17 protein-coding genes are annotated in these 21,725 nt (G+C 48.4%); 6 read left to right on the forward strand and 11 right to left on the reverse strand.

The features are described 5' to 3' along the window. Nucleotides 1-186 precede the first annotated feature (186 nt). Both DF182_RS04420 and bioA read left to right on the forward strand, forming a co-directional pair. Nucleotides 187-2,712 (forward strand): ATP-binding protein, encoded by a 2,526-nt coding sequence (locus DF182_RS04420; protein WP_113614457.1) that lies wholly within the window; start codon nucleotides 187-189, stop codon nucleotides 2,710-2,712. A gap of 18 nt (nucleotides 2,713-2,730) precedes the next feature. Next, entirely contained in the window at nucleotides 2,731-4,017 is a 1,287-nt protein-coding gene (gene bioA, locus DF182_RS04425) for an adenosylmethionine--8-amino-7-oxononanoate transaminase (protein WP_113614458.1), read from the forward strand. A gap of 78 nt (nucleotides 4,018-4,095) precedes the next feature. Here the strand turns inward: bioA and DF182_RS04430 are convergent, their stop codons facing one another. From DF182_RS04430 to sppA, 5 genes are all read right to left on the reverse strand, one after another. Further along, the gene (locus tag DF182_RS04430; protein WP_113614459.1) at nucleotides 4,096-4,590 is read right to left on the reverse strand and encodes a DUF2911 domain-containing protein; all 495 of its coding nucleotides are present in this window, start codon (nucleotides 4,588-4,590) and stop codon (nucleotides 4,096-4,098) included. Nucleotides 4,591-4,701: 111 nt separating this feature from the next. Next, nucleotides 4,702-5,232: an SRPBCC family protein gene (locus DF182_RS04435; protein WP_113614460.1), complete on the reverse strand. Its 531-nt coding sequence runs from the start codon at nucleotides 5,230-5,232 to the stop codon at nucleotides 4,702-4,704. 9 nt (nucleotides 5,233-5,241) lie between these two features. Continuing rightward, nucleotides 5,242-5,775 (reverse strand): SRPBCC family protein, encoded by a 534-nt coding sequence (locus DF182_RS04440; RefSeq protein ID WP_113614461.1) that lies wholly within the window; start codon nucleotides 5,773-5,775, stop codon nucleotides 5,242-5,244. A gap of 43 nt (nucleotides 5,776-5,818) precedes the next feature. Continuing rightward, the gene (locus tag DF182_RS04445; protein WP_113614462.1) at nucleotides 5,819-6,925 is read right to left on the reverse strand and encodes an ABC transporter permease; all 1,107 of its coding nucleotides are present in this window, start codon (nucleotides 6,923-6,925) and stop codon (nucleotides 5,819-5,821) included. A gap of 289 nt (nucleotides 6,926-7,214) precedes the next feature. Then, nucleotides 7,215-8,966, reverse strand: coding sequence for a signal peptide peptidase SppA (gene sppA, locus DF182_RS04450; protein WP_113614463.1), 1,752 nt, complete (start codon nucleotides 8,964-8,966; stop codon nucleotides 7,215-7,217). A gap of 86 nt (nucleotides 8,967-9,052) precedes the next feature. Between sppA and folK the strand changes: the two genes are divergently transcribed. Together folK and DF182_RS04460 are read left to right on the forward strand one after the other, a co-directional pair. Next, the gene (gene folK, locus DF182_RS04455) at nucleotides 9,053-9,553 is read left to right on the forward strand and encodes a 2-amino-4-hydroxy-6-hydroxymethyldihydropteridine diphosphokinase (protein WP_113616774.1); all 501 of its coding nucleotides are present in this window, start codon (nucleotides 9,053-9,055) and stop codon (nucleotides 9,551-9,553) included. Nucleotides 9,554-9,610: 57 nt separating this feature from the next. Further along, nucleotides 9,611-10,240: a deoxynucleoside kinase gene (locus DF182_RS04460; protein ID WP_113614464.1), complete on the forward strand. Its 630-nt coding sequence runs from the start codon at nucleotides 9,611-9,613 to the stop codon at nucleotides 10,238-10,240. Nucleotides 10,241-10,362: 122 nt separating this feature from the next. Here the strand turns inward: DF182_RS04460 and DF182_RS04465 are convergent, their stop codons facing one another. Continuing rightward, entirely contained in the window at nucleotides 10,363-11,622 is a 1,260-nt protein-coding gene (locus tag DF182_RS04465) for a BaiN/RdsA family NAD(P)/FAD-dependent oxidoreductase (RefSeq protein ID WP_113614465.1), read from the reverse strand. 132 nt (nucleotides 11,623-11,754) lie between these two features. Between DF182_RS04465 and DF182_RS04470 the strand changes: the two genes are divergently transcribed. Then, complete coding sequence (locus DF182_RS04470) at nucleotides 11,755-14,199, forward strand: MG2 domain-containing protein (protein WP_113614466.1); 2,445 nt, start codon at nucleotides 11,755-11,757, stop codon at nucleotides 14,197-14,199. An 85-nt stretch (nucleotides 14,200-14,284) separates the two neighbouring features. Here DF182_RS04470 and DF182_RS04475 read toward each other — a convergent pair whose 3' ends face one another. The 3 genes from DF182_RS04475 to aspA form a co-directional block, all read right to left on the reverse strand. Then, nucleotides 14,285-15,448 carry a porin gene (locus tag DF182_RS04475; RefSeq protein ID WP_113614467.1) on the reverse strand — a complete coding sequence of 388 codons (1,164 nt, stop codon included), beginning with the start codon at nucleotides 15,446-15,448 and terminating at the stop codon, nucleotides 14,285-14,287. Between the two features lie 40 nt (nucleotides 15,449-15,488). After that, nucleotides 15,489-16,829, reverse strand: coding sequence for an anaerobic C4-dicarboxylate transporter family protein (locus DF182_RS04480; protein WP_113614468.1), 1,341 nt, complete (start codon nucleotides 16,827-16,829; stop codon nucleotides 15,489-15,491). 130 nt (nucleotides 16,830-16,959) lie between these two features. Further along, nucleotides 16,960-18,363 carry an aspartate ammonia-lyase gene (gene aspA, locus DF182_RS04485; RefSeq protein WP_113614469.1) on the reverse strand — a complete coding sequence of 468 codons (1,404 nt, stop codon included), beginning with the start codon at nucleotides 18,361-18,363 and terminating at the stop codon, nucleotides 16,960-16,962. A gap of 135 nt (nucleotides 18,364-18,498) precedes the next feature. Between aspA and DF182_RS04490 the strand changes: the two genes are divergently transcribed. Continuing rightward, a complete protein-coding gene (locus DF182_RS04490) occupies nucleotides 18,499-19,605 on the forward strand; it encodes a lipase family protein (protein WP_113614470.1) in 1,107 nt (368 codons plus the stop codon). Here DF182_RS04490 and DF182_RS04495 read toward each other — a convergent pair. Together DF182_RS04495 and pdxR are read right to left on the reverse strand one after the other, a co-directional pair. Then, entirely contained in the window at nucleotides 19,602-20,144 is a 543-nt protein-coding gene (locus tag DF182_RS04495; protein WP_113614471.1) for a hypothetical protein, read from the reverse strand. The two genes, DF182_RS04490 and DF182_RS04495, sit on opposite strands and share 4 nt — an antisense overlap. Further along, on the reverse strand, nucleotides 20,132-21,658 hold the full coding sequence (pdxR, locus tag DF182_RS04500; protein ID WP_113614472.1) for a MocR-like pyridoxine biosynthesis transcription factor PdxR: 1,527 nt from the start codon (nucleotides 21,656-21,658) through the stop codon (nucleotides 20,132-20,134). The genes DF182_RS04495 and pdxR overlap by 13 nt, the downstream gene beginning before the upstream one ends. Between the last annotated feature and the right edge of the window lie 67 nt (nucleotides 21,659-21,725).

Genomic DNA, 21,725 nt, shown 5'->3' on the forward strand with positions numbered 1-21,725 from the left:
CTCATATTTTCTGACTAATTTTTGTAAATTTATTGAAGGGGTTGCCTTGGCAGCCCCTTCCTCTTGTTCCATAACACTAGCCTGCTTTAATAATCAGTTTTTTCATACTACCAGACCGCATGACCGGGCTTGTCAGACTAATATGCCTGATGAAGATGGTCCTAACAAATTAAATCTGATTGCAAAATGCTGGCTAATCCCTTTCCTGGCAACAACTCTGGGAACCTCAAACTTGAAGATGGCTTTGATGCACTGCAAACAATCCTTTGCCGGCAACAGAACGCCCTGGACATCGTTTCCTGGCTGCATGCCAGCTTTACAGACAACAAACCTTCACAAGTTTGCCAGGAACTACTGTTACAACTGATGGCACTCACCGAAAGCCAGGGAGGCTTTATCGGAGAAATAGAAAAAGACTATAACCACCTTCCTTATCTGGTGGTACAGTCTATCAGCAACATGCCATTACATAACGGTGTACAACAATACTTCGGGGCACGTCCTGAACGCGGCCAGCATTTCACCAACCTCAGTACCCTCTTCGGAACTGTCATCCTCAATGGGCAACCGGTGTTCAGCAATCACCCGGCCACCGACGAACCATACACCATCGCTATATTCCAGTCCTTCCTGGGCATCCCTATTACCCTGCATGGAGAAACCATTGGCCTCATAGCACTGGTTAATAAACCCTGCGGTTATGACCTCTCCCTGATCCCACTACTTCAGCCTATAGCACTTACCTACGGCGCCCTGCTACATAACTACCGTACACAGAGCTGCCGCGAAAGACTGGAGATCACCAACAAACAACTCTCATCAGAACTGCATGCCCTCACCGCATCCCTTGATGATATTGTATTTGAAGTGGATGAAAACAAAGTCTTCACCCGTGTATGGTGCAATCAGCAACACCTGCTGTTTATACCAGAAGATGAAATCGTAGGCAAGGCAATGGCAGACGTATTGGGCGAATATGCCTACGCCTTCAGCAAACTGGCCGATACCCTGCTGCAAACAGGCGATCCCCAGTCTTATGAATACGCCGACATCCGGCAGGATATGCCCTACTGGTATGCTTTAAAAATGCGTCTGATGCCGGCTACGGACAGCACTCCCCGGCGCATCCTGCTCCTCATACAAAACATCACCCGACGCAAACGCAGCGAGCTGGAACTACGTCAGCTTAATGCTGATTACGCCCGGAGTATTCAGATACTGGACATCACTCAACAAATGGGACTCATCGGCGGATGGGAGTTCAACCTTGTCACCGGACAGGTATTCTGGACCAAACAGGTGTACGCCATCAGGGAACTACCGGAGAACTTTATGCCCGTATACCATGATCTGGAATTTTATCATCCGGAAGATAAACACCTGGTAGAAACAGCCAAGGAACAGCTGCTTCGTTATCATCAGAAATATTGCATAGACCTGCGGCATATCTCCGCCAAAGGCACCGTCAAATGGGTACGCACCACCGGCATACCCGTATACACCAACGACCGCCTTACCCATTTCCGTGGCATCATCATGGACATCGACAAACAAAAGAAGGCAGAACTGGAACTCGAACAAGCCAGAAAAACCGCTGAAAATGCCGCCAGGAGCAGAAGCGAATTCCTTTCTGTCATGAGCCATGAAATACGCACACCGCTCAACGCCATCATCGGTATTTCCGGCATCATGAAAGATGAGCCCTGCACAGACCATTCGGAACTGCTGCATAACCTGCGGTTTTCAGCCAACCACCTCCTCGGTCTGGTCAACGATATCCTGGACCTCAGCAAGATAGAAGCCGGGAAAGTAACACTCGAATATATTGAACTGGATCTCCGTGACCTCATTCAGGGCATTGCCGGTAACTATCAGCCACTGGCCATCGCCAAAGGATTACAACTGAATACGAAGGTAGACGACAACGTACCCGCCCGCCTCCTCGGCGACCCCGTACGACTCGGACAGATCCTGAATAACCTCCTCAACAACGCCATCAAATTTACCAATGAAGGTTGTGTATGTGTGACGCTGCAACTCGAAAAAAACAGTGCAGGCACAGCATCCATCAGTTTTTCCGTCACTGATACCGGTATCGGCATACCTCCCGACATTCAGGAACGGATCTTCGAAACCTTTGTACAAGGCGACTCCGCCACCACCCGCGAATATGGTGGCACCGGACTGGGATTGTCCATCACCCGCAAACTGGTGGAGCTGATGAACAGCCATATTACAGTAGACAGCACTCCTAATCAGGGCACTACCTTCCGGTTCTCTGTTTCGTTTAATACGCCCGCCGATACTGCTGTTCCCGAAACAGCTCCCGTCATCATCCCGGAAAATCTGCTTACAGGCATGCGCATGCTGGTAGTGGAAGACAATAAGATCAACCGCAAGGTCATGCAGCTGCAGCTAAACCGTACCGGCGCCGTAGTAACACTGGCCGTCAACGGTAAAGAAGCCGTCCTCCGCATGCAGGAACAAACCTTCGATGGCGTGATGCTGGACCTTCATATGCCCGAGATGAACGGTTATGAAACTATTCCCTATATCAAACAAATGCAACCCCACGCGTTTATCATAGTGCTCACCGCCGATATTATGCCGGATGCTATCGAACGCCTGCAGGAGCTGAGTATACGGGATATCCTGCCCAAGCCCTACAAGGCGGAAGACCTCTACCGCCTGTTGTACACCTATAAAAAATGAATTCCCTACATTTGCTCCATGTCAACAACAAAAGGAAACCTGTCTGCCAGAGACCTCGAAGTGATCTGGCATCCATATACTCAGATGCAGACTGCTCCTGCTCCTATCGGTATCGTACGTGGCGAAGGCGCCTGTTTATATGATGAAGACAATAACGCATACATCGACGCTACGTCGAGCTGGTGGGTCAATATCCACGGACATGCACATCCGCATATCGCAAAACAGCTAGCCGCTCAGGCACTGGAACTGCAACACTGTATTTTTGCCGGATATACCCATCCTCCCGCTGTAAACCTCGCAGAAAGGCTGCTACAGATACTACCTGCCAACCAGCGCCGGGTGTTCTATTCCGATAATGGCTCCACCGCTGTCGAAGTCGCCCTGAAAATGGCATTACAATACTGGGACAACAAAGGCCAGCGCAGACATAAAATCATCGCTTTTAAAAATGCCTATCACGGCGATACCTTTGGCGCCATGAGCGTCAGCGGACGCAGCGTGTTTACCCGCGTTTTCGACGATTTCCTGTTTGAAGTGCACTTCCTCGATGTGCCCACTCCCGATAATATTGATCACCTGATAGCTGATATCAAAGCGCAACAGCCCGATCAGATCGCGGCCTTTATTTTCGAGCCGTTATTACAAGGCTCCGGCGGCATGATCATGTACGATATCCCGGCTTTTGACCAGCTGCTGAGCTTCTGCAAAGACAACCACATCCTGCTCATCGCCGACGAAGTGATGACCGGCTTCGGCAGAACCGGTAAAAACTTTGCGATGGAATATGTGCAAACAGCACCCGATATGGTATGCCTCTCCAAAGGACTCACCGGCGGTAGTATGGCGCTGGGCATTACCACCAGCACCAGTAACATATACGAAGCCTTCCTGTCGGCAGACAAGCTTAAAACACTGTTCCATGGCCACTCTTTCACTGCCAACCCTCTGGCATGCACAGTAGCCCTGGCCAGCCTGGACCTCTTTACAGATCCGGCCTGTGCCCAGCAACGTCAACGTATACACGAAAAACATCAGCACTTTCTCCAGGAGCTTACATCCATGGCGCCCGTCAAAAACCCGCGCCTGCTGGGTACCATCCTGGCTTTCGAACTGGTTACTGATGGAGCAGATGGTTATACCAACCAACTGGCCGACCACCTGCACCGCTTCTTCCGTTCCAAACGGATCATGCTCCGGCCTCTGGGTAATACACTCTATATCCTGCCTCCGTACTGTATTACCAACGAGCAGCTGGACCTGGTGTATGCCAGTATTCGTGAACTGGTGTCACAACTGCATTAACATCTTCCTGAAAAATAAAAAAAGCAAAGGAGCGAAGAATCTTCGCTCCTTTGCTTTTTTACTTTATCTCCGGAAAACTTATTTCACCGGTACAGACACCTTGGTATCATCCCATTCAAACACTACAGCATTGCCTGGCAGTGTAAAGGTGAGTTTTTCCACTGGTGCTTTTAAGGTTTCGCGTGGCACCTGTACAGATGCTACGTCCTGGCCTTTGATTTTTTCGTAGTCGTAAGCGCCCCACTGACCCAGTTTGCTGTTGAGGATCACCGTCCATTTCTTTTGGTCAGGAATGGAGAACAGGGTATAGGTACCTGCTTTTACAGATTTACCACCAAATACCACATCTTTTTTGAAAGTGATTTCAGTAGCTTCATCAGCACCGGTACGCCATACTTTACCCCATGGTTCCAGGGTGCCGAATATAACCCTGCCTTTTTTGGAAGGCTGGCCATACACAACTTTAATGTCTTTATTTTCTACGTTTACATGAGGACTTTTCCTTTCTTTCTCCTGGGCAAAACCGAGAGTAGTAGTGGCGCAGAAGAAGGCTGCCAATAAAAGGTGTTTCATTTTAAGCTGCAGTTTTTTTGTTGAGGAATGAGGTAAAGACAACAATTTAAAACTTAAAATTCGCTCTGCCTTATTTTATTGGATCAATGGTAAAAAACTATATATAACCGATCACTGGTGAGTGCAAAGCTCATTCAGCCTGTTCAGCCCCTCATTCATAGCAGGGCCATAGATGCGGTCTGCCAGGAATCCTCTCAGTTTCCACCAGGGCAGCAGTCCCAGTTTTATTTCCATATGCCAGAATATGGCCGTAGCTTTTCCATCAGCGGTCTTTTTCAGTTCGATCCCACCTTTTACCGGCCGCATGTTCTGAATATCCATCATATAATGCACCCCTTTATCGGGTTCACTGTCCAGAATCAGGACCTTACCACTGTTGAGCTGGCCCTGCCAGGAATAGGAGGCACCGGCGCCGGAAGTCTGGCTGGAATATACCAGCTGTGCCGTAGTATCCGGACGGCTCCAGGGGTTCCACTTTTCCCAGGCTTTGAGGTTATTCACCACCGCGTATACAGAATCTATTGGCGCCTGAATAACACCGGTACGTTCTACCACCGCGGTAGAGGGAAACATCAGCGATAACAGGAAGGCAAAAATGCCCAATACAAGAATGCTGATACCTAACAATTTAAATAAACGCATAAATACAGGTTAATTACGAACAACCAATCGTTTTAATCCTTCCAGCCCCTTCTCAAAATCATTACCTACCCATTTATCCATCATCAGGCCCATTACCTTCCGTAACGGATGCTGCCCCATGTTACAGGTCATGCTCCAGGTAAGCAGCGTGCCTTCACCCACCGGATCAAGCCGGAACGCCCCTTTCGCAATGCCCATATTCATAAAATCAGTATCAGTAGCGATATATTGATCTGGCCGGGATTCTGTAATGGTCATATGCCCGGTGCCAATATTACGGTTATGGCTTTTCCAGCTGTAGCTGGCGCCGGCACCACTATCTTTTTCCCCATAGGTGATAGATATGTCGGGGTCCTGTTCTTTCCAGGGCGACCACAGCTCCCAGTTACGTACTACATTGATCAACGGGAAAATTCTGTCTGCCGTAGCAGGAATGACAAGCGAACGCTCCACTTTCACCACAGGGGGAAGGAATAAACTAAAAATGAAAAGCCCCAATACCAGGACGATCAACGCCCCCAGAATAATAAAAAAGGCTTGCATGTAGCTGTTTTTAGGTAAGCCAAAGCTAATCAAAAAAAACCAGCTACTCCCAACGGAATACCTTCACCGCCACAGCGTACACCACCACTCCCCAAAGGGTTAAAATGGCTATATCCCAGCCCACATGCCACAGATGCAACCCCTCAAAAGCTATTTTCCGCAGCGCATCAATGAGATAGGTCAGCGGCATCAGCTTGCAGATAGGCTGCAGCCAGGACGGGAAAGAATCTATCGGGAAAAAGGTACCTGCCAGCAGGAACTGTGGCAAAGTAAAAATATTAGCCAATGGCGGAATAGTACTCTCATTTTTGGCCAGGCTGCTCACCACAAAACCAAAGCCCATAAATACCAGCAGCCCGAAAACAGACAGAACCAGCATTTCAGCGAAAGTGGCCCATCCATGCACCAGCGTAAATCCAAAGGCGAAATGCCCCAGCCCGATGATGATCACAGAACTGATCAGCTGGAAGATCATACGGCTCAGTGCCTCTGCCAGCACTATATAGGTGCGTTTAATAGGAGTGGCGAAAAAGCGCTTCAGTACCAGCGTCTGACGTAAGCTGTAAAAAAGGAAAGCGGTGCCAAACACGGCCGCGCTCATCAGCGCAAAACCCAATTGACCCGGCAATATAAAGTCGATTGTTTTAAATACACGGCCCGGTATTTCTTCACTCACAAAAGTAGCTACAGAAGGGCGGGGATAAGTGTGGGCGTCCATTCGGGCAGCCACCTCTTTCAGCACCGATTGTAAAATGGCTTTTTTATTGACATCAGAAGCTGTAGATGTTTTAATATTTACCTGATAGTGGAGAACACTGTCGGACCCTGGCTGGGGGATAATATTGAGGATGGCCACAATACGGCCTTTTTTCAGGTCATCTTCCATTTCAGCAGCCGATTGATCGGCCACCAGTTTAACGGTCTTCACCTGCGACAAACCCTGATAAAACCCGCTGCTGATATCGGTATGCCTGTCTACACCCACTTTCACAGATACACTGCTGTTACCGATAAATCCGAATACCAGAATGAACACAAGCGGGAATCCCAGACTGAAAACCACCGCTGAAGGGCTTCTGAATATACCTCTAAAACTTCCTTTTGTTATGGCCAGCATGGCCCTCCACTGGCTGTACTTCACTCCATTCATCTGAGTCGCGTTTGTTAAAAATCGCGTAAAACTACTCAAAAAAATGAACGCTGGCCGCGTTTTTTACGCGATCAACAGGATTATGAAGGAGATTACTGCCCGTTTTATGCCCTTTTGGGGGTTGTTATTGAAGCCTTTGGGGGAGATGATGGAGCGGAGATAACCTACCCGATTTTAAGTAGATTTTAATATTAGCCCCGGACTAAAGTCCAGGGCTAAAAATAGACAAGGCTATCAAAACACTAGCATCGAATTTAGCCCAGGACTAAAGTCCTGGGCATTAAAGAGATTAGAATCTATAAGAAAAAGGCAGTCTGGCCTGCACTTCACGAGGCATTTCCTGGATGGTTTTAAGCTGCTCATACAGGTCGTAGTTAACGCCCAGTTCTTTTTTCACCATTCTCACCTGCACTTCTTCACTTACATTTTTCAGGAGGCGGGAGAATTTATCCTTTATTTCAGGGTATTCCACCATTCTGTAGCTGGATACTTTAGCCAGACGGGCTGCGCAATCGAGGGCATCGTTGATACCACCGATACGGTCTACCAGTCCCAGTTTGAGGGCATCGGTACCACTCCATACGCGGCCTTGTGCGATGCTGTCCACTACAGCAGGGTCCAGCTTTCTGCCAGCCACCACGCGGGATTTAAAGGAAGAATAGATGCTATCAACACCATTCTGTACAAAACGTTTTTCCACTTCTGTCAGCGGACGGGAAATAGAACCCAGGTCAGCATAAGGAGCTGTTTTAACACCATCGAAGGTCACACCTACCTTATTTTTGAAGAAGCTCTGTAAGTTAAACATGATACCAAATACACCGATAGAACCGGTAAGGGTATTAGGTTGTGCAAAGATGCTGTCAGCCATACAGGAGATATAATAACCGCCGGAGGCTGCATAGTCACCCATAGACACTACTACCGGTTTCACCTTTTTAGCCAGCGACAGCTCCCGCCAGATTACTTCGGAAGCCAGGGCGCTGCCACCGCCAGAGTTCACACGGAAAACAATCGCCTTCACGTTTTTATCTTCCCGGGCTCTGCGGATATCCTGGATATAGTTTTCGCTGGCGATAACATTGCGTTTGTCGGACTCACCACCTATAATATCGCCTTGAGCGTAGATCAGGGCTATTTTGCTTTCACCGGTGCCATTGCTCAGGCTTGTAGCGCTGTTGTATTTCAACAGGCTTACAAAGTTCACTTTATCATCGCTGCCAAGGCCGGTTTTGTTTTTCAGCTCAGCAATAACTTCATCGTCATACTTCAGGCCGTCCACCAGTTTGTATTTCAGCGCATCTGTCGCCTCCTGTATCAGGTTCTGGTTGGCATAACCATGCAGAGTGGCGGTATCCAGGTGACGGGCCTTAGCAATACCGGAGAGGTAGTTGCTATACAGTTCTCCGAGGAACTGGTTGGTCTGGATGCGGTTGGCATCTGTCATCTGGTTTTCGCGCAACGGCTCTGTAGCGCTTTTAAACTTGCCACAGTAGAAGATTTCAGGCTGTATTTCCAGTTTTTCCAGGGCGCCCTTAAAGAACGTCAGCTGGGTGGAAAAGCCGGAGAAGTCAACACCTCCTTTGGGGTTGAGGTATACTTTGTCGGCAGCAGTAGCCAGGTAGTAGGCTTGCTGAGGCATTACTTCACCATAGGCATAGACAAATTTACCGGACTTCCGGAAGCGCAGCAGGGCGTTGCGCAGCTCTTCATTACCGGCGAAACCGTTGCCGCTGCCATCTACCTTGAGGTATATTCCCTTGATATTATCGTCGGTGGCAGCATTCTCTATCAGCCTTACCGCCTGATATAATCCGGGCACCTCCGATGATTCATCTTTCAAAAAAGCAGCCAGGGGATTAACAATTTTCTGTTCGGAAAAAGCCTGGCTGGTCTGCAGCACCAGGATTCCATTGGGGGCTATTGTCACCGTCTCGGAAGAAATCGCCTTCCCGATGATTCCCAGCAGCACGATAAAACAGATGCCGAAGAAGACCACCAGGCCCAGTAACACAGCTAGAAAAGTTTTAAAGAAACGCATACGTTTTAGTTAAAATGAAAGGGAAGTGGAAAGATACATTTTTTCAAAAATAAGGAATATGGCTACTTTTGGGCCTCAGAATATACATGAATACAGCAATATTACTTATAGGTGGCAATCTGGGAGACCGGATCGCCAACCTGCAAAAGGCGATACAGTACATCGCTGCAGAAGCCGGAGAGGTAGTAAAAACCTCTGCCTTATACCAGACAGCCCCCTGGGGCTCCGTAGACCAGCCTGACTACCTGAACCAGGGTCTGGAGATACATACTACGCTCGACGCACTAACGTTACTGCATACACTACTGGGGATAGAACGCCGCATCGGCCGTATCCGCCAGGAAAAATGGGGCGCCCGGGTAATCGATATAGACCTGATCTTCTTTAACAACGAAATCGTGTCACTGCCCGAACTGAAACTTCCGCATCCCCGCATGCACCTGCGACAGTTTGTACTGGTACCTCTCAACGAAATTGTACCCGACTACGTACATCCGGTACTGCATAAAACTGTAAGACAATTGCAACAGGAATGCCCTGATGACCTGAGCGCGCTGAAACTGAATACTGATACGCAAAAACACTAGGCAGCCATTCATAGTGGCCTTACCGCCACCAATGCCTTGTGCCATAAAATCCAATGCATGCACTATAAATTTATTACCATAGAAGGGAATATCGGGGCCGGCAAAACCACACTGGCCAATATGTTGTCTCAACACTTTTCCGCTAAACTGATCCTGGAAGAATTTGCAGACAATCCCTTCCTGCCACTCTTCTACGAACGCCCGCAACAGTACGCGTTTCCACTGGAACTGTTTTTTATGGCTGAAAGATATAAACAGCTGAAAGACATGCTGCAAACCCAAGACCTGTTCAGCGATGTCATCATCTCCGATTACCTGTTTATCAAAAGCCTGCTGTTCGCAAAAATAACCCTGCCCAAAGAAGAGTATTCCCTCTACCAGAAGCTCTTCGACATCATCAATCCACAGCTGGTACAACCGGAACTGCTCATTTTCCTCAACGCTCCCGTAGCCAAACTCCAGGAAAATATCCGTCACCGGAACCGCCCCTATGAGCAGCAAATTCCTGATGAATACCTGCTCAACGTTCATGATACCTACATGCAGTATATCAAACAACATCCTGTACGCACACTCATGATCGATACTACCAAAGTGGATTTCCTCCGCCAGCCCGATGATTTTCAGAACCTGCTCGCTGCACTGGAGAAAGAGTATGAGCCCGGAGTACACTATCTGAAACTATGATGTGTGTGATTTTTTTTGATAATCCTGATGAGCGAAGATCAGGTTTTGATGAAAACGAATTCTTATAAAAGCGAAGGGCCTGGACATAACATCCAGGCCCTTCGCTTTATAAATTAATATGATCATCGCTCATCAGGATTATCAGAAAGCATCATCTGCATCACCGTTGAAGCAGCAATAAATCCGCTCGTCCAGGCATGCTGGAAGTTAAACCCACCGGTGATACCGTCTACGTCCATCACCTCTCCGGCAAAAAACAGGTTGGGTACTAAGCGGCTTTCCATCGTAGCTGGTTCTATTTCGCTGAGGGTAATACCTCCGCAGGTAACAAATTCTTCTTTAAAAGTAGTTTTGCCTTTCACCGGAAACTCCATGCATACCAGCAGTTTCATGAGCCGGTTCTGGTCTTTGGCCGGAACATCGGCCCAGCGCAGTTCTTCTCCGATACCTGCCAGGCCCAGTAAAAACTGCCATAGCCGCTGAGGAAGGCCAAACGGGTTTTTGTGATGTATTTTCTGTTTGCCCAGCTCCTGGCGCAGGGAAGGCCATTCTTCCCGCAGGCTGTTTTCGTTGTAGTCAGGCAGCCAGTTGACAATCGCTGTGAAGGTATATTGCAGTGCCTGCAGGTCACGGGCACCCCAGGCTGACAAACGCAGTATTGCCGGACCACTCATACCCCAATGGGTGATCAGCACCGGGCCCTGCTCCTGTAATTTGGTGCCGGCAATTTTTACGTGCGCCGTAGTGGCTACGCCCATCAGCGACGTGATAGGATGACCGGGCATATTAAAAGTAAACAGGGAAGGTGCCGGCGGCACAATGCTGTGGCCGGTTTTCTCCAGCCAGCCAAATTTACCGGCCTGAGCATAACCACCTGCGGCTATGCAGATATAGTCTGCCTTCAGCTCCTGACCGTTCTGCAATTGCAGACGCCAGCGGCCATCAGGGCCTTTCTCCAGGTCTGTTACTTCCTTGTTGGTCTCTACTTTTACATGGTATTTATCGACTTCCCGCAACAGGCAGTCGATGATAGTCTGTGAGTCGTCGGTAACCGGGAACATCCGCCCATCCGCTTCTGCCTTCAGTTTCACGCCCCGCTCTTCAAACCAGGCGATAGTATCGGTCACAAAAAAACGGGAGAAGGTTTTCCTGACAAAATGGGCTCCTCTCGGATAACGTTTAGTCATATACGTGATATCCGGTGCATTATGCGTCACGTTACAGCGGCCGCCGCCACTCACTTTCACCTTGGACAACAGCTTGCCTGTTTTCTCCAGCACCAGCACTTCCAGCCCCGGACATAACCGGGCAGCATTCACTGCACAAAAAAAACCGGCCGCGCCACCGCCGGCCACCACTAATCTTTTCCGGATTGAACTCATTAAATTCCTGTTAAAACCAATGCTTAAACACGCAATAATAACAAACCTGCCGTAATCTTAGCCTTTATTCTTTCCGAAGTTTATATTTTTGTCCTATTATTATACCCATTATATCGGCTCAAAATACAGTTCATGCAAGCGCACAATAAAAAAAAGAGACGTCACCTGAAATGGATGATCCCCGCTACCCTGCTGGCCGGAGTAATGGGTGCCGTGGCGGTTATGCCTCCCCCTGCCGACTGGTCTGATCATCTCGTTCAGGCTTTACAACAGTACAACAACCGCTACCCGCAGGAAAAAGTCTTCCTGCACCTGGATAAAGACTATTACGCCGCCGGTGAAACCATCTGGTTCAAAGGATATGTGACCCTTCAGGGTCTCCCCTCCACACAGGCTACCAACCTGTATGTAGAACTGCTGGACAAGAATAATAATGTCGTGCAGAAAAAACTGTTCGGCATCTTTAATGCCGGCGCACCGGGCAACTTCGATCTGCCGGAAACACAGAAACCAGGCGTATACCAGCTGAGAGCCTATACTGCCTGGATGCTCAACTTTGACCCGGCCTTTACCTATTCCCGTACTATCGAGATATTTGATCCGGCTAAAAAAGGCGGACCAGCTGCCGACAGTACCGCCCAGGACTTTTCCGTACAGTTCTTTCCTGAAGGCGGCAACCTGATCACCGGCCAGCCTAATACCGTGGCTTTCAAGGCTATCGACAATAATGGCTATCCCATCGAGGTGAGCGGCACTATCAAAGATGCCAAAAACACCGCTATCAAAACCGTTCATGACGGGATGGGTACCTTCGAAGTAACACCTGGCGCGGCATCCGACGCCTACCAGGCTGTCGTGAAAAGTGCCAAAGGCCAGACTAAAACTTTTACACTGCCGGCTGCACAGTCTACCGGCGCCTCTCTGAAGGTATTCAACAAAGGCCCGCGTATCTTCTATCAGGCCGTTCCCGCCAATAACGGTGATACCGCATTCAACAAACTGGTAGTCATCGGCCAGATGGGCCAGCAGCTGGTATATAAAGCCATCCTCGATGTGTCTGAAGGTCGTATCAGTGGTTTTATTCCCGCCGACAAACTGCCCAGCGGTATTCTGCAGATTACCCTGTTCAGCAGCAATGGCCTGCCAATCGCAGAAAGACTGGCTTTTGTCCGCAATAACGACCATATGGAAATGGACGTGCTGGAATCTGACGTAGCCAGGGATGCCCGCAAAAAAAGCACCTTCGTGCTGCGTCTCCCCGATACACTGCAGTCCAATATCTCCGTGGCCATCACCGACGCTGACGCTGTTCCGGTAGATAAAAACGCCGCCGATATCGTATCTACCCTCCTGCTGACATCCGACCTCAAAGGATATGTGTACAATCCCAACTGGTACTTCCATGACAATGCCCCCGCTACCGTGCAGGCACTGGACCTGGTAATGCTGACCAACGGATGGCGCAGATTCAGCTGGGAAAAAATCGCTAAAAATGAATTCCCGGATATCAGATATCCTTATGAACAGGGCCTGCTCGTAAAAGGTATCACCACCGGACCTAATGGACGTCCTATCGTTAATGGCAAACTGGATATGATCATCAAACTGCCGATAGATAGTTCCTCCATGTTCGCCTCCGCACCTATCAACGAAAAAGGTGAGTTCAATATCGCCAACATGGTATTCCCGGATACAGCTTATATCTACTACCAGGGCAGCGATGCGAAGAAAAGCAGAGATGTTAACGTGAAGTTCGATATCCACTTCTTTGACCGCGCCACCCAGGTTAAAATACCTTACCCGCTGCGGGTACCTCCTGCAGTAGACAATACTTCCCTGAAGCTTTTCCTGGCCAGTGCTGCCGAAAGTAATAAGGTAAACCGCGCTATCAATAACAAAACGGTTTATCTCCAGGAAGTAAATGTCAACGCTAAAAAGATCAAACCGGAAGAGACTACAGAAAAACGTTATGCCTCCGGTATGTTCTCCGGCGGCGATGGATATTCCTTTGACCTTACCAAGGAAAATCCTACCGCCTTTAATATCTTCCAGTACCTTCAGTCCAAAGTGGCCGGTTTACAGATCACTGGTGATCTCAGCAACCCCAGCCTGTCATGGCGCGGTGGCAAACCAGGCCTGTATCTCAACGAGATGCAGACCGACGTCAGTATGCTGAGCACCCTCTCCATCAACGATGTAGCGCTGATCAAAGTATTCCGTCCTCCTTTCCTGGGCGGCTTCGGTGGTGCTAACGGCGCTATTGCCGTATACACCAAAAAAGGTGGCGACAATCCACCCACCAACGATCCTACTGTAAAAGGATTTCAGCTGTATAAAAAAGCAGGTTATACTGTTGTAAAAACCTTCTATTCACCTGACTACTCCGTGAAAAAAGAAGTACATGCCCTGCCCGACAAACGGCTTACACTCTATTGGAACCCCAACGTGCCAATAGATACCCTCACCCATACCGCCAAAGTGGAGTTCTATAACAACGACTTCACCAAACGTTTCCGCCTCGTGGTACAAGGTATCACTGATGAAGGAACTGTAGGCAAACTTGAACAGGAGTTTTAAAATCATCTTAATAAAAAGACAAAGGCGTGAAGGATTTCCTTCGCGCCTTTGTCTTTTTATACCCTTGTTATAACCCCCATGCTGGCTACAACACTAACAATGGCGTAATAAAACCAATCGAAAAACGGTAGGTATCATCATTCACCAAACCAAACTTCGTTTGTGCGTAACTGGTATACCGGTATATTCTGCCTACCATGTTGGCAAATATTTTCAGGTCATATTTATCAAAGGGATATATCTCAAGTGCAGGTATATAACCCCAGGCAGTACGGAGTTTCTTATCCTTGTTAGGGTCCGGGTTACCATTCCACCAGGCGTAGTCCACAAAACCGGTGGCGGTAATATGCACCACATTACTCAGTCTCACATCGGCCCTGATCCAATGACTCATATAAGCCACCCCCTGGGCGGCTTTCATATTGGGAATAAAGTTGGAGACGATGAACTTACGGTCCAGATTTTCTATACTGTACTTAAAGTCATAGTCCAGTTTAAAGTTGCGCAGTATCAGCGAGTTGCCCAGGGCGAAGTAATTCATATACTGATGAGTCGCTTCTTTAAAGAGACTGTAAGACCAGATGGTAAAGACTTTACCATTAAAGAAATGCCCGCGCCAGTTGATCACACCTGCAAAAGGAAATTTGCTCTCCACAATGCCGGGAATAGAATCATACAATTCCTGAAAAGTTTTGGTCCGGCTGTTGAGTACCTGAAAAGTAAACTCATGATTTTTGTTGAGCACATACCCTACTCCTGCCCCAGTGAGGAAGTTATCGGAGTTTTCAATGATATCGGAGTATTCATAGATTTCGATGGGGTTATCGTCAAATTCCACCCCACCCCAGTCGGCACACAACTTACCGGCATATATCTTCCAATGGTCGTTGGGATCAAAGCGCAGAAAGGCCAGGTCTGTAGAGCGGCTGAGATTATCGATCGACTGTGTGACAGGATCGCGGGTATAACGGTCACGGAAACGGAAATATAATTTATCGAGCACCTTTCCTTTTATCTCCAGGCGGAACTGTTCATTTTCAAAGCGGGAGCGGGTGTAGGTACCTTTATCGAATTCATTTCTGAAAGCGTAACGCATGTTTGCAATCAGATCCACATTATTGAGAAGGGGTGCCTTAGTAATGGGTATCAGTGGCTTGTAAGTCGTATCTATTTTGGATTCCTGCTGCTGTGCTATCGCAGCAAGAGGAAACAGCAGGATACAGGCCACCAGCCAATTGCGGATAAGCATAAAGGTTACATTTTGGAGTTTGATAAATATGGTCGTCTATCTATAACAGGATGCCAGCCAGAAAGAAACCGGCGGCAACGGATACGGCTACACTCACAAGTCCGGGAATCATAAAGCTATGGTTTACCAGGTATTTCCCGATATGGGTGCTGCCGGTACGATCGAAGTTAATGGCAGCCAGCAATGTGGGGTAACCTGGTAAAAAGAAATCTCCGTTTACAGCCGGGAACATCGCTACCATATGGGCCGGGATGATGCCCAGGCTTAACCCCAGCGGCATCAGGGCTTTGGTGGTAGCTGCCTGACTGAAAAGTAATATGCTCAGTATAAACAAGGCGATAGCGAAGGTCCAGGGGGCGGCCCTTACCATATCACCCAGGGTACTCTCAATGATACCGGTGTTGGTTTGCATAAAAGTAGCGCTCATCCATACTACACCGAAGATGGATACCACGGCCTGTGCGCCGGAGGTGAACAAGCTGGCTTTGGCCACAGCGGCGGCAGTAGTGCGGCATATCAGCATAATGGCAGCAGCAGCGGCCAGCATCACCAGTTCTATCACGGCAGCCATTTTAATATGTCCACTGGCATCTACGGCCATATTACTCTTACCTTCCCCGAAAGAAGGCAACATATTGGGGAATGCCCCTACCAGTACAATCATCAGTACAGCGAGTCCGAAGATCAGCACAGAGGTTTTGGCGCCGGGCAACAATGGCGCTTTGTTTTCCTTCACATCTCCATTGATGCTTTCCGCAAACTCAGGATCTTTCATCTTTTCAAGGAATACCGGGTCTTTATCCAGCTCTTTTCCTTTTTTCCAGCATACCGCCACACCGGCCAGTGTCCCGATAATGGTAGCAGGGATACATACTTTCAGGATATCCAGCAGTTCGGTTTTACCGCTGAGGATAGTGAGCAAAGCGGCAGTAGCCGCGGAGATAGGACTTGCCGTGATGGCCAGGTGCGAGGATATCACAGAGATACTCAGCGCCCGTTCCGGCCTTATTTTTTTCTTGGTGGATACCTCAGCAATAATGGGTAACAGGGAGTAGGTGATGTGGGCCGTACCGGCAAAGAGAGTAAAACAATAGGTTACCAGTGGTCCCAGCAACACGATCAGGGAAGGTTTACTTTTCAATATTTTTTCGGCTAACCGTACCAGGTAGTCCATACCACCTGCAGCCTGCAATGTGGCGGCGGTGGTCACTACCGCCAGGATGATCAGCATAACGTCTATCGGCGGGTCTGCCGGGCGCATACGGAATATAAAAATATAGATCGCCAGTGCCACCATGCCCATCACACCAAGTCCGATCCCTTTCATACGGGCGCCCACCAGGATAGCTGCGAGTAATATTGCGAACTCTAACCAGATCATATAAAACGAATAAGGTTGAAGATAATCAATATCGGAAGAAAATTCTATGCTGATATTAGCCTGTCTCCACTAAACCGCAGCTTCGTTGTCAAAGGCCGGCGCAGCAGAGGCTACACCGGCCTTTTAATAGTTATTTTATAAACTGAGGACGGATCATGTTGTTAAACGTAAAAATCTCATCCCATTTTTCCTGCGTGATCAGTTGTTTTTCTCTCACCGTGATATCATGTACAGACTTCCCGGTTTCGAGCGCTTCACGCGCAATGCTGGCAGATTTCTCATAACCCAGGATAGGATTCAGCTGTGTTACGATACCGATGCTGTTCATCACCATTTGTTTGGTATGTTCTGCATTGGCAGTGATACCCAGCACACATTTCTCTCTCAGGGTACGGCACGCATTGCCCATGTAAGTAATGGAAGTAAACAGGGCGAAAGATATAACCGGTTCCATTACATTGAGCTGCAGTTGACCTGCTTCTGCGGCCATGGTCACCGTCAGGTCGGCACCAATTACATAGTAAGCTGTCTGGTTCACTACTTCCGGAATTACCGGGTTTACCTTGCCGGGCATAATGGAGGATCCTGGTTGCATGGGCGGCAGGTTAATTTCGTTCAGCCCTGCCCGTGGTCCGGAAGATAACAGACGCAAGTCATTACATATCTTGGACACCTTTACGGCTGTACGTTTTAAAACGCCGGACAGTTGTACATAAGCGCCGGTATCGTTGGTAGCTTCGATCAGGTTCTCTGCCAGCTTAAGGTCCAGACCGGTCACTTCGCAGAGGTATTGGGTTACCAGCTCAGCATAACCATCAGGAGCATTCACGCGGGTACCGATGGCGGTAGCGCCCATGTTGATCTCGGCGATCAGGCGTTTGCTGTCTTCCACGCGGGAAAGTTCTTCTTTCAGGTTGATGCAAAAAGCATGGAACTCATCGCCCAGGCTCATAGGCACCGCATCCTGAAGCTGTGTGCGGCCCATTTTCAACACATCCTGGAATTCGTGTCCTTTCACATCAAAAGCATCAGCAAGGTTGCCCAGCTCTTCTTTGTAGTCGGTCAGCTTCAGAATAAGGGCTATACGAAAAGCAGTAGGGTAAGCGTCGTTAGTAGACTGTGAACAGTTCACATGGTTATTGGGATGACAGAATTCATACTCTCCTTTCCGTTTGCCCATCATCTCCAACGCCACATTAGCAATCACCTCATTGGCATTCATGTTAACGGAAGTGCCCGCACCTCCCTGTATCAGGTCGCTGAGAAACTGGTTGTCAAATTCTCCGTTGATTACACGATCGCAGGCTTTGATGATATATGCTGCGATATCTTTGTCTAACACGCCCAGATCACGATTGGCCATAGCTGCCGCCTTTTTCACATATCCCAGGCTCTTAACGAAGATGGGTTCCACTTTCAACGGAATACCGGTAATATGAAAGTTTTCCAATGCACGCAGGGTCTGAATACCGTAATAAACATCCTGTGGAATCTCCTTCTCACCCAGGAAATCGTGTTCGATTCTCTTTGACATAACAATTAATTTAGGGCCGGAAGTTAAACGCTTTTAGAACAACATAATACTCATAATTGTTGTAGTTTCATCTAAATATTCTTACTTACACTATCGATCCATTCGTAATTCGTAATTCGTAATTTGTAATTTGTCATGATGTCCCGCATTTTACTGTTTGGTTTTCTATTTTTATTTTTTGGAAGAAATGCGCTGACAGCCCAACACCTCAGCCCTTATTTTGATGCGCATGAATACAGTGATATGCTGAAGTTGAGTGCCCGCCAGCGGGATACACCATGGACCCATTTAAAAGGCCCGGTACCAGAAGGATATGAGCTGGCTTATCGTTCCGAAGAAATGGGACTACTCAACCGATGGGACTTCTGGATCAACCGTTCCAAAGGTGTAGGCGTGATTTCCATCAGAGGTACCAATGGTACCGCTTCCTCGTGGATGGAAAACTTCTACGCCGGTATGGTCAGTACTAAAGGTACGCTACAACTCAACGACAGCACCACTTTCACCTATAAGCTGGCGGAAGACAACAAAGCCTATGTACATGCAGGCTGGCTGTTGGGACTTGCTTCCATGGCTCCTGATATCATCAATAAAATAAATCACTATTACTATCAGGAAGGCATACACGAATTTATTATTTTCGGCCACAGCCAGGGCGGAGCCATCGCTTTTCTGCTACGCTCCTACCTCCATTATTACGAAGGGATGCCAAATAATATCGTCTTCAAAACCTATTGCAGTGCCCCACCCAAACCGGGAAATCTGTACTATTCCTATGATTTTGATTATATCACCCGCAACGGCTGGGCGCTTCGTGTAGTCAACGCCCGCGACTGGGTAGCAGAAGTTCCTTTTTCTGTCCAGACATCCCGCGACTTTAACACAGTCAATCCGTTCGCCAATATCAAAAAAGTATTTAAAAAGCAGAAATTTCCGGTCAGTACAGTGTTGGGGTATATGTATGGGCGTCTCGACAGACCGGCCAGGAGAGCCAGCCGCCGCTTTCAGCGGATGTTGGGCAAGAAGGCATATACCCGCGTCAGAAAAACACTGCCGGAATATAAAAGGCCTGTTTTTGTCAACAGCCACAATTATATGCCGGCAGGAACGCCTGTGATATTATATCCTGTAAAAGGCTATGATGAACATTTTCATTTTGATGGTAAAAATATTTTCCTGCATCACTCCCTCGATGCCTATCGCTGGCTGCTGGAACATATTTACCTGACAGGCAACCCTTAATCGTTGCCTGTCTTCTCCCCTACAAACCAGTGTTCCTTATCTCTGAACAATACATTGAAGGTGGTGAGAGAGCCATAAATGCGGGTGATATATTGCTGAAGGTTAATTTTATCTTCATCGGTCATCACCTTATGGCTATTGATCTGTTGTTCCAGCACCCGCAGGCGGTCACGCAGCATCACAATTTTGTGGAAGAAAGTTTCAATAGGCACTTCCTTTGCCTTCAGGGTTGTATCGCCCGGCTGCAGTACCAATGTGCCGTTTTTCCAGCGGTCTCCCAGCGGCACCACTTCGGTGATACCACCCCATAAGCGAAGTATCTTCAGCAGCGATGTTTCCACCTCTGAAGCCGTTTCCACTTCTGCAGTCTGATTTTCAGCTACCAGTACTTCAAACAGCGGATCTGTTTTATCGATCATCTTGATCCCGTGGTCCATGAAGGTAACCCGGTATTGTGCATATTTGACGCCAACGATGACGCCAGGGCCAAAGTGTGCATGTTGTACCCTTGAACCGATGCCGAGAGTTAATTCTTCCATTGGTCTTTTTTTGTGTCAAACTTAATGTTTTCACTGTTTCCTGCAAAGGATACTGTGATCTTCTCCAGGATACCCACAGCTTTGTTAAGCTCTTTATGATTGAGCGACGCAAACCCAAACCGTAACGCATTGGCAGGCGTAGTGCCGTAAAAGTAATGTTCACCACCGGTGATGCGCAGGCCCATAGCAGCAGCTTTTCCGGATATGACCGACAAAGGAAAACGCGGATCAAATGTTACCCAGATGGCCATTCCGCCTGCAGGCTCAGTAAACTGTACCTTGTTGCCCAGTTTCATTCTCAGGAGATGAGCGAGCTGATCACGCCTTTCATGATACAGCCTGCCGGATTTTTTCAGATGCCTTTCGATAGTGCCATCAGCCAGCAGGGCCGCCAGTGTTTCCTCTGAGAGGTTATCCCCTCTCAGGTCCATGAGCTGCCTTAGCCTGGCTGTTTCAGCCAGGAAAGCCGCCGGTGCCACCATAAAACCAATACGGACCGATAATCCCAGCGACTTGGTAAAAGAACCCACATAGATCACATTCCCTCCGTGATCACCGCTGGCCAGTGGTAAGATAGGTGCCGAGCTGTAGTGAAAATCAAAATCGTAATCGTCTTCCAGCACTGCCAGGCGATAGGTACGGATGATATGCAGCAGCTTCATTCTGCGTTCTGCACTCAGCGTAACAGTAGTAGGATGATGATGGTGCGGTACTACGTACAGCATACGCACCTTGTGTTTGCGGCAAAGTTGTTCTATGGCTTCCACATCAATGCCATCTTCATCTACTGGTACCCGCAGCAATCGGGCTCCCAGCTGCTCAAAACAAAGGTCTGCAAAGAAATAATTAGGGCTTCCCACAATGACATAGTCTCCTTTTTTGATCAGCATTGCGGCGGCGAGATAGATCGCCATCTGTGCACCCCGTGTCACCATCAGGTTGTCTGGTGTGATGGAAAGTCCTCTTGTATTTGTAAGATAACCGATCAACTGACGTCGCAGTGCATTGCTGCCGGCGGGAGTACCATAAGTCAGCAGCTGATGATAACGGGGGCTCTGAATAATAGCACGGCTTTCCTTTACCCAGGCTTCCAGCGGGGCTTCCCGCACATCCGGAAAACCATCGTTGATGATCAGCTGACCCGGCGGGGCCGTTTCATGCCGTGAAAGAGCTACCGTTGGTATGCTACCAAAGGAAAATGCGGGCCCTTGCCCATATGGAGAAGAAGGTGTCTGAAAGGAACGTGGCCGGATCACCGGCAGGTTACTGGCCACCATAATGCCTTTGCGGGGAATGGCGGTGACCCAGTCCTGACTTACCAGTTCTTCATAGGCGGCAACGATCGTTTTTCGATGCAGTTCTAACTGTAACGCCAGTACGCGGCTGGAAGGCAACAGCAGTCCCGGTTTCAGCACCCCTTCCCGTATCAGCCCTACAAACCGGTTAGCGATCTGCAGGTATAGCGGCTGACGGGAATTACGATCTATGACAATCAGCGTTTTAAAAGGAAGCATCTGGACTATCTAATGGTTTAAATCTGGACTACTAAGATAGTCCAGGTGATGCTAATTTTACAACATA

It is taken from the genome of Chitinophaga flava, from assembly GCF_003308995.1.
In the GTDB taxonomy this organism is placed as follows: domain Bacteria; phylum Bacteroidota; class Bacteroidia; order Chitinophagales; family Chitinophagaceae; genus Chitinophaga; species Chitinophaga flava.

Bases quoted from the DNA above. Each gene is read 5' to 3' on its own strand.
- DF182_RS04420 (WP_113614457.1), top strand. From the start codon at position 187: ATGCTGGCTAATCCCTTTCCTGGCAACAACTCTGGGAACCTCAAACTT.
- bioA (WP_113614458.1), top strand. From the start codon at position 2,731: ATGTCAACAACAAAAGGAAACCTGTCTGCCAGAGACCTCGAAGTGATC.
- DF182_RS04430 (WP_113614459.1), bottom strand. From the start codon at position 4,590: ATGAAACACCTTTTATTGGCAGCCTTCTTCTGCGCCACTACTACTCTC.
- DF182_RS04435 (WP_113614460.1), bottom strand. From the start codon at position 5,232: ATGCGTTTATTTAAATTGTTAGGTATCAGCATTCTTGTATTGGGCATT.
- DF182_RS04440 (WP_113614461.1), bottom strand. From the start codon at position 5,775: ATGCAAGCCTTTTTTATTATTCTGGGGGCGTTGATCGTCCTGGTATTG.
- DF182_RS04445 (WP_113614462.1), bottom strand. From the start codon at position 6,925: ATGAATGGAGTGAAGTACAGCCAGTGGAGGGCCATGCTGGCCATAACA.
- sppA (WP_113614463.1), bottom strand. From the start codon at position 8,966: ATGCGTTTCTTTAAAACTTTTCTAGCTGTGTTACTGGGCCTGGTGGTC.
- folK (WP_113616774.1), top strand. From the start codon at position 9,053: ATGAATACAGCAATATTACTTATAGGTGGCAATCTGGGAGACCGGATC.
- DF182_RS04460 (WP_113614464.1), top strand. From the start codon at position 9,611: ATGCACTATAAATTTATTACCATAGAAGGGAATATCGGGGCCGGCAAA.
- DF182_RS04465 (WP_113614465.1), bottom strand. From the start codon at position 11,622: ATGAGTTCAATCCGGAAAAGATTAGTGGTGGCCGGCGGTGGCGCGGCC.
- DF182_RS04470 (WP_113614466.1), top strand. From the start codon at position 11,755: ATGCAAGCGCACAATAAAAAAAAGAGACGTCACCTGAAATGGATGATC.
- DF182_RS04475 (WP_113614467.1), bottom strand. From the start codon at position 15,448: ATGCTTATCCGCAATTGGCTGGTGGCCTGTATCCTGCTGTTTCCTCTT.
- DF182_RS04480 (WP_113614468.1), bottom strand. From the start codon at position 16,829: ATGATCTGGTTAGAGTTCGCAATATTACTCGCAGCTATCCTGGTGGGC.
- aspA (WP_113614469.1), bottom strand. From the start codon at position 18,363: ATGTCAAAGAGAATCGAACACGATTTCCTGGGTGAGAAGGAGATTCCA.
- DF182_RS04490 (WP_113614470.1), top strand. From the start codon at position 18,499: ATGATGTCCCGCATTTTACTGTTTGGTTTTCTATTTTTATTTTTTGGA.
- DF182_RS04495 (WP_113614471.1), bottom strand. From the start codon at position 20,144: ATGGAAGAATTAACTCTCGGCATCGGTTCAAGGGTACAACATGCACAC.
- pdxR (WP_113614472.1), bottom strand. From the start codon at position 21,658: ATGCTTCCTTTTAAAACGCTGATTGTCATAGATCGTAATTCCCGTCAG.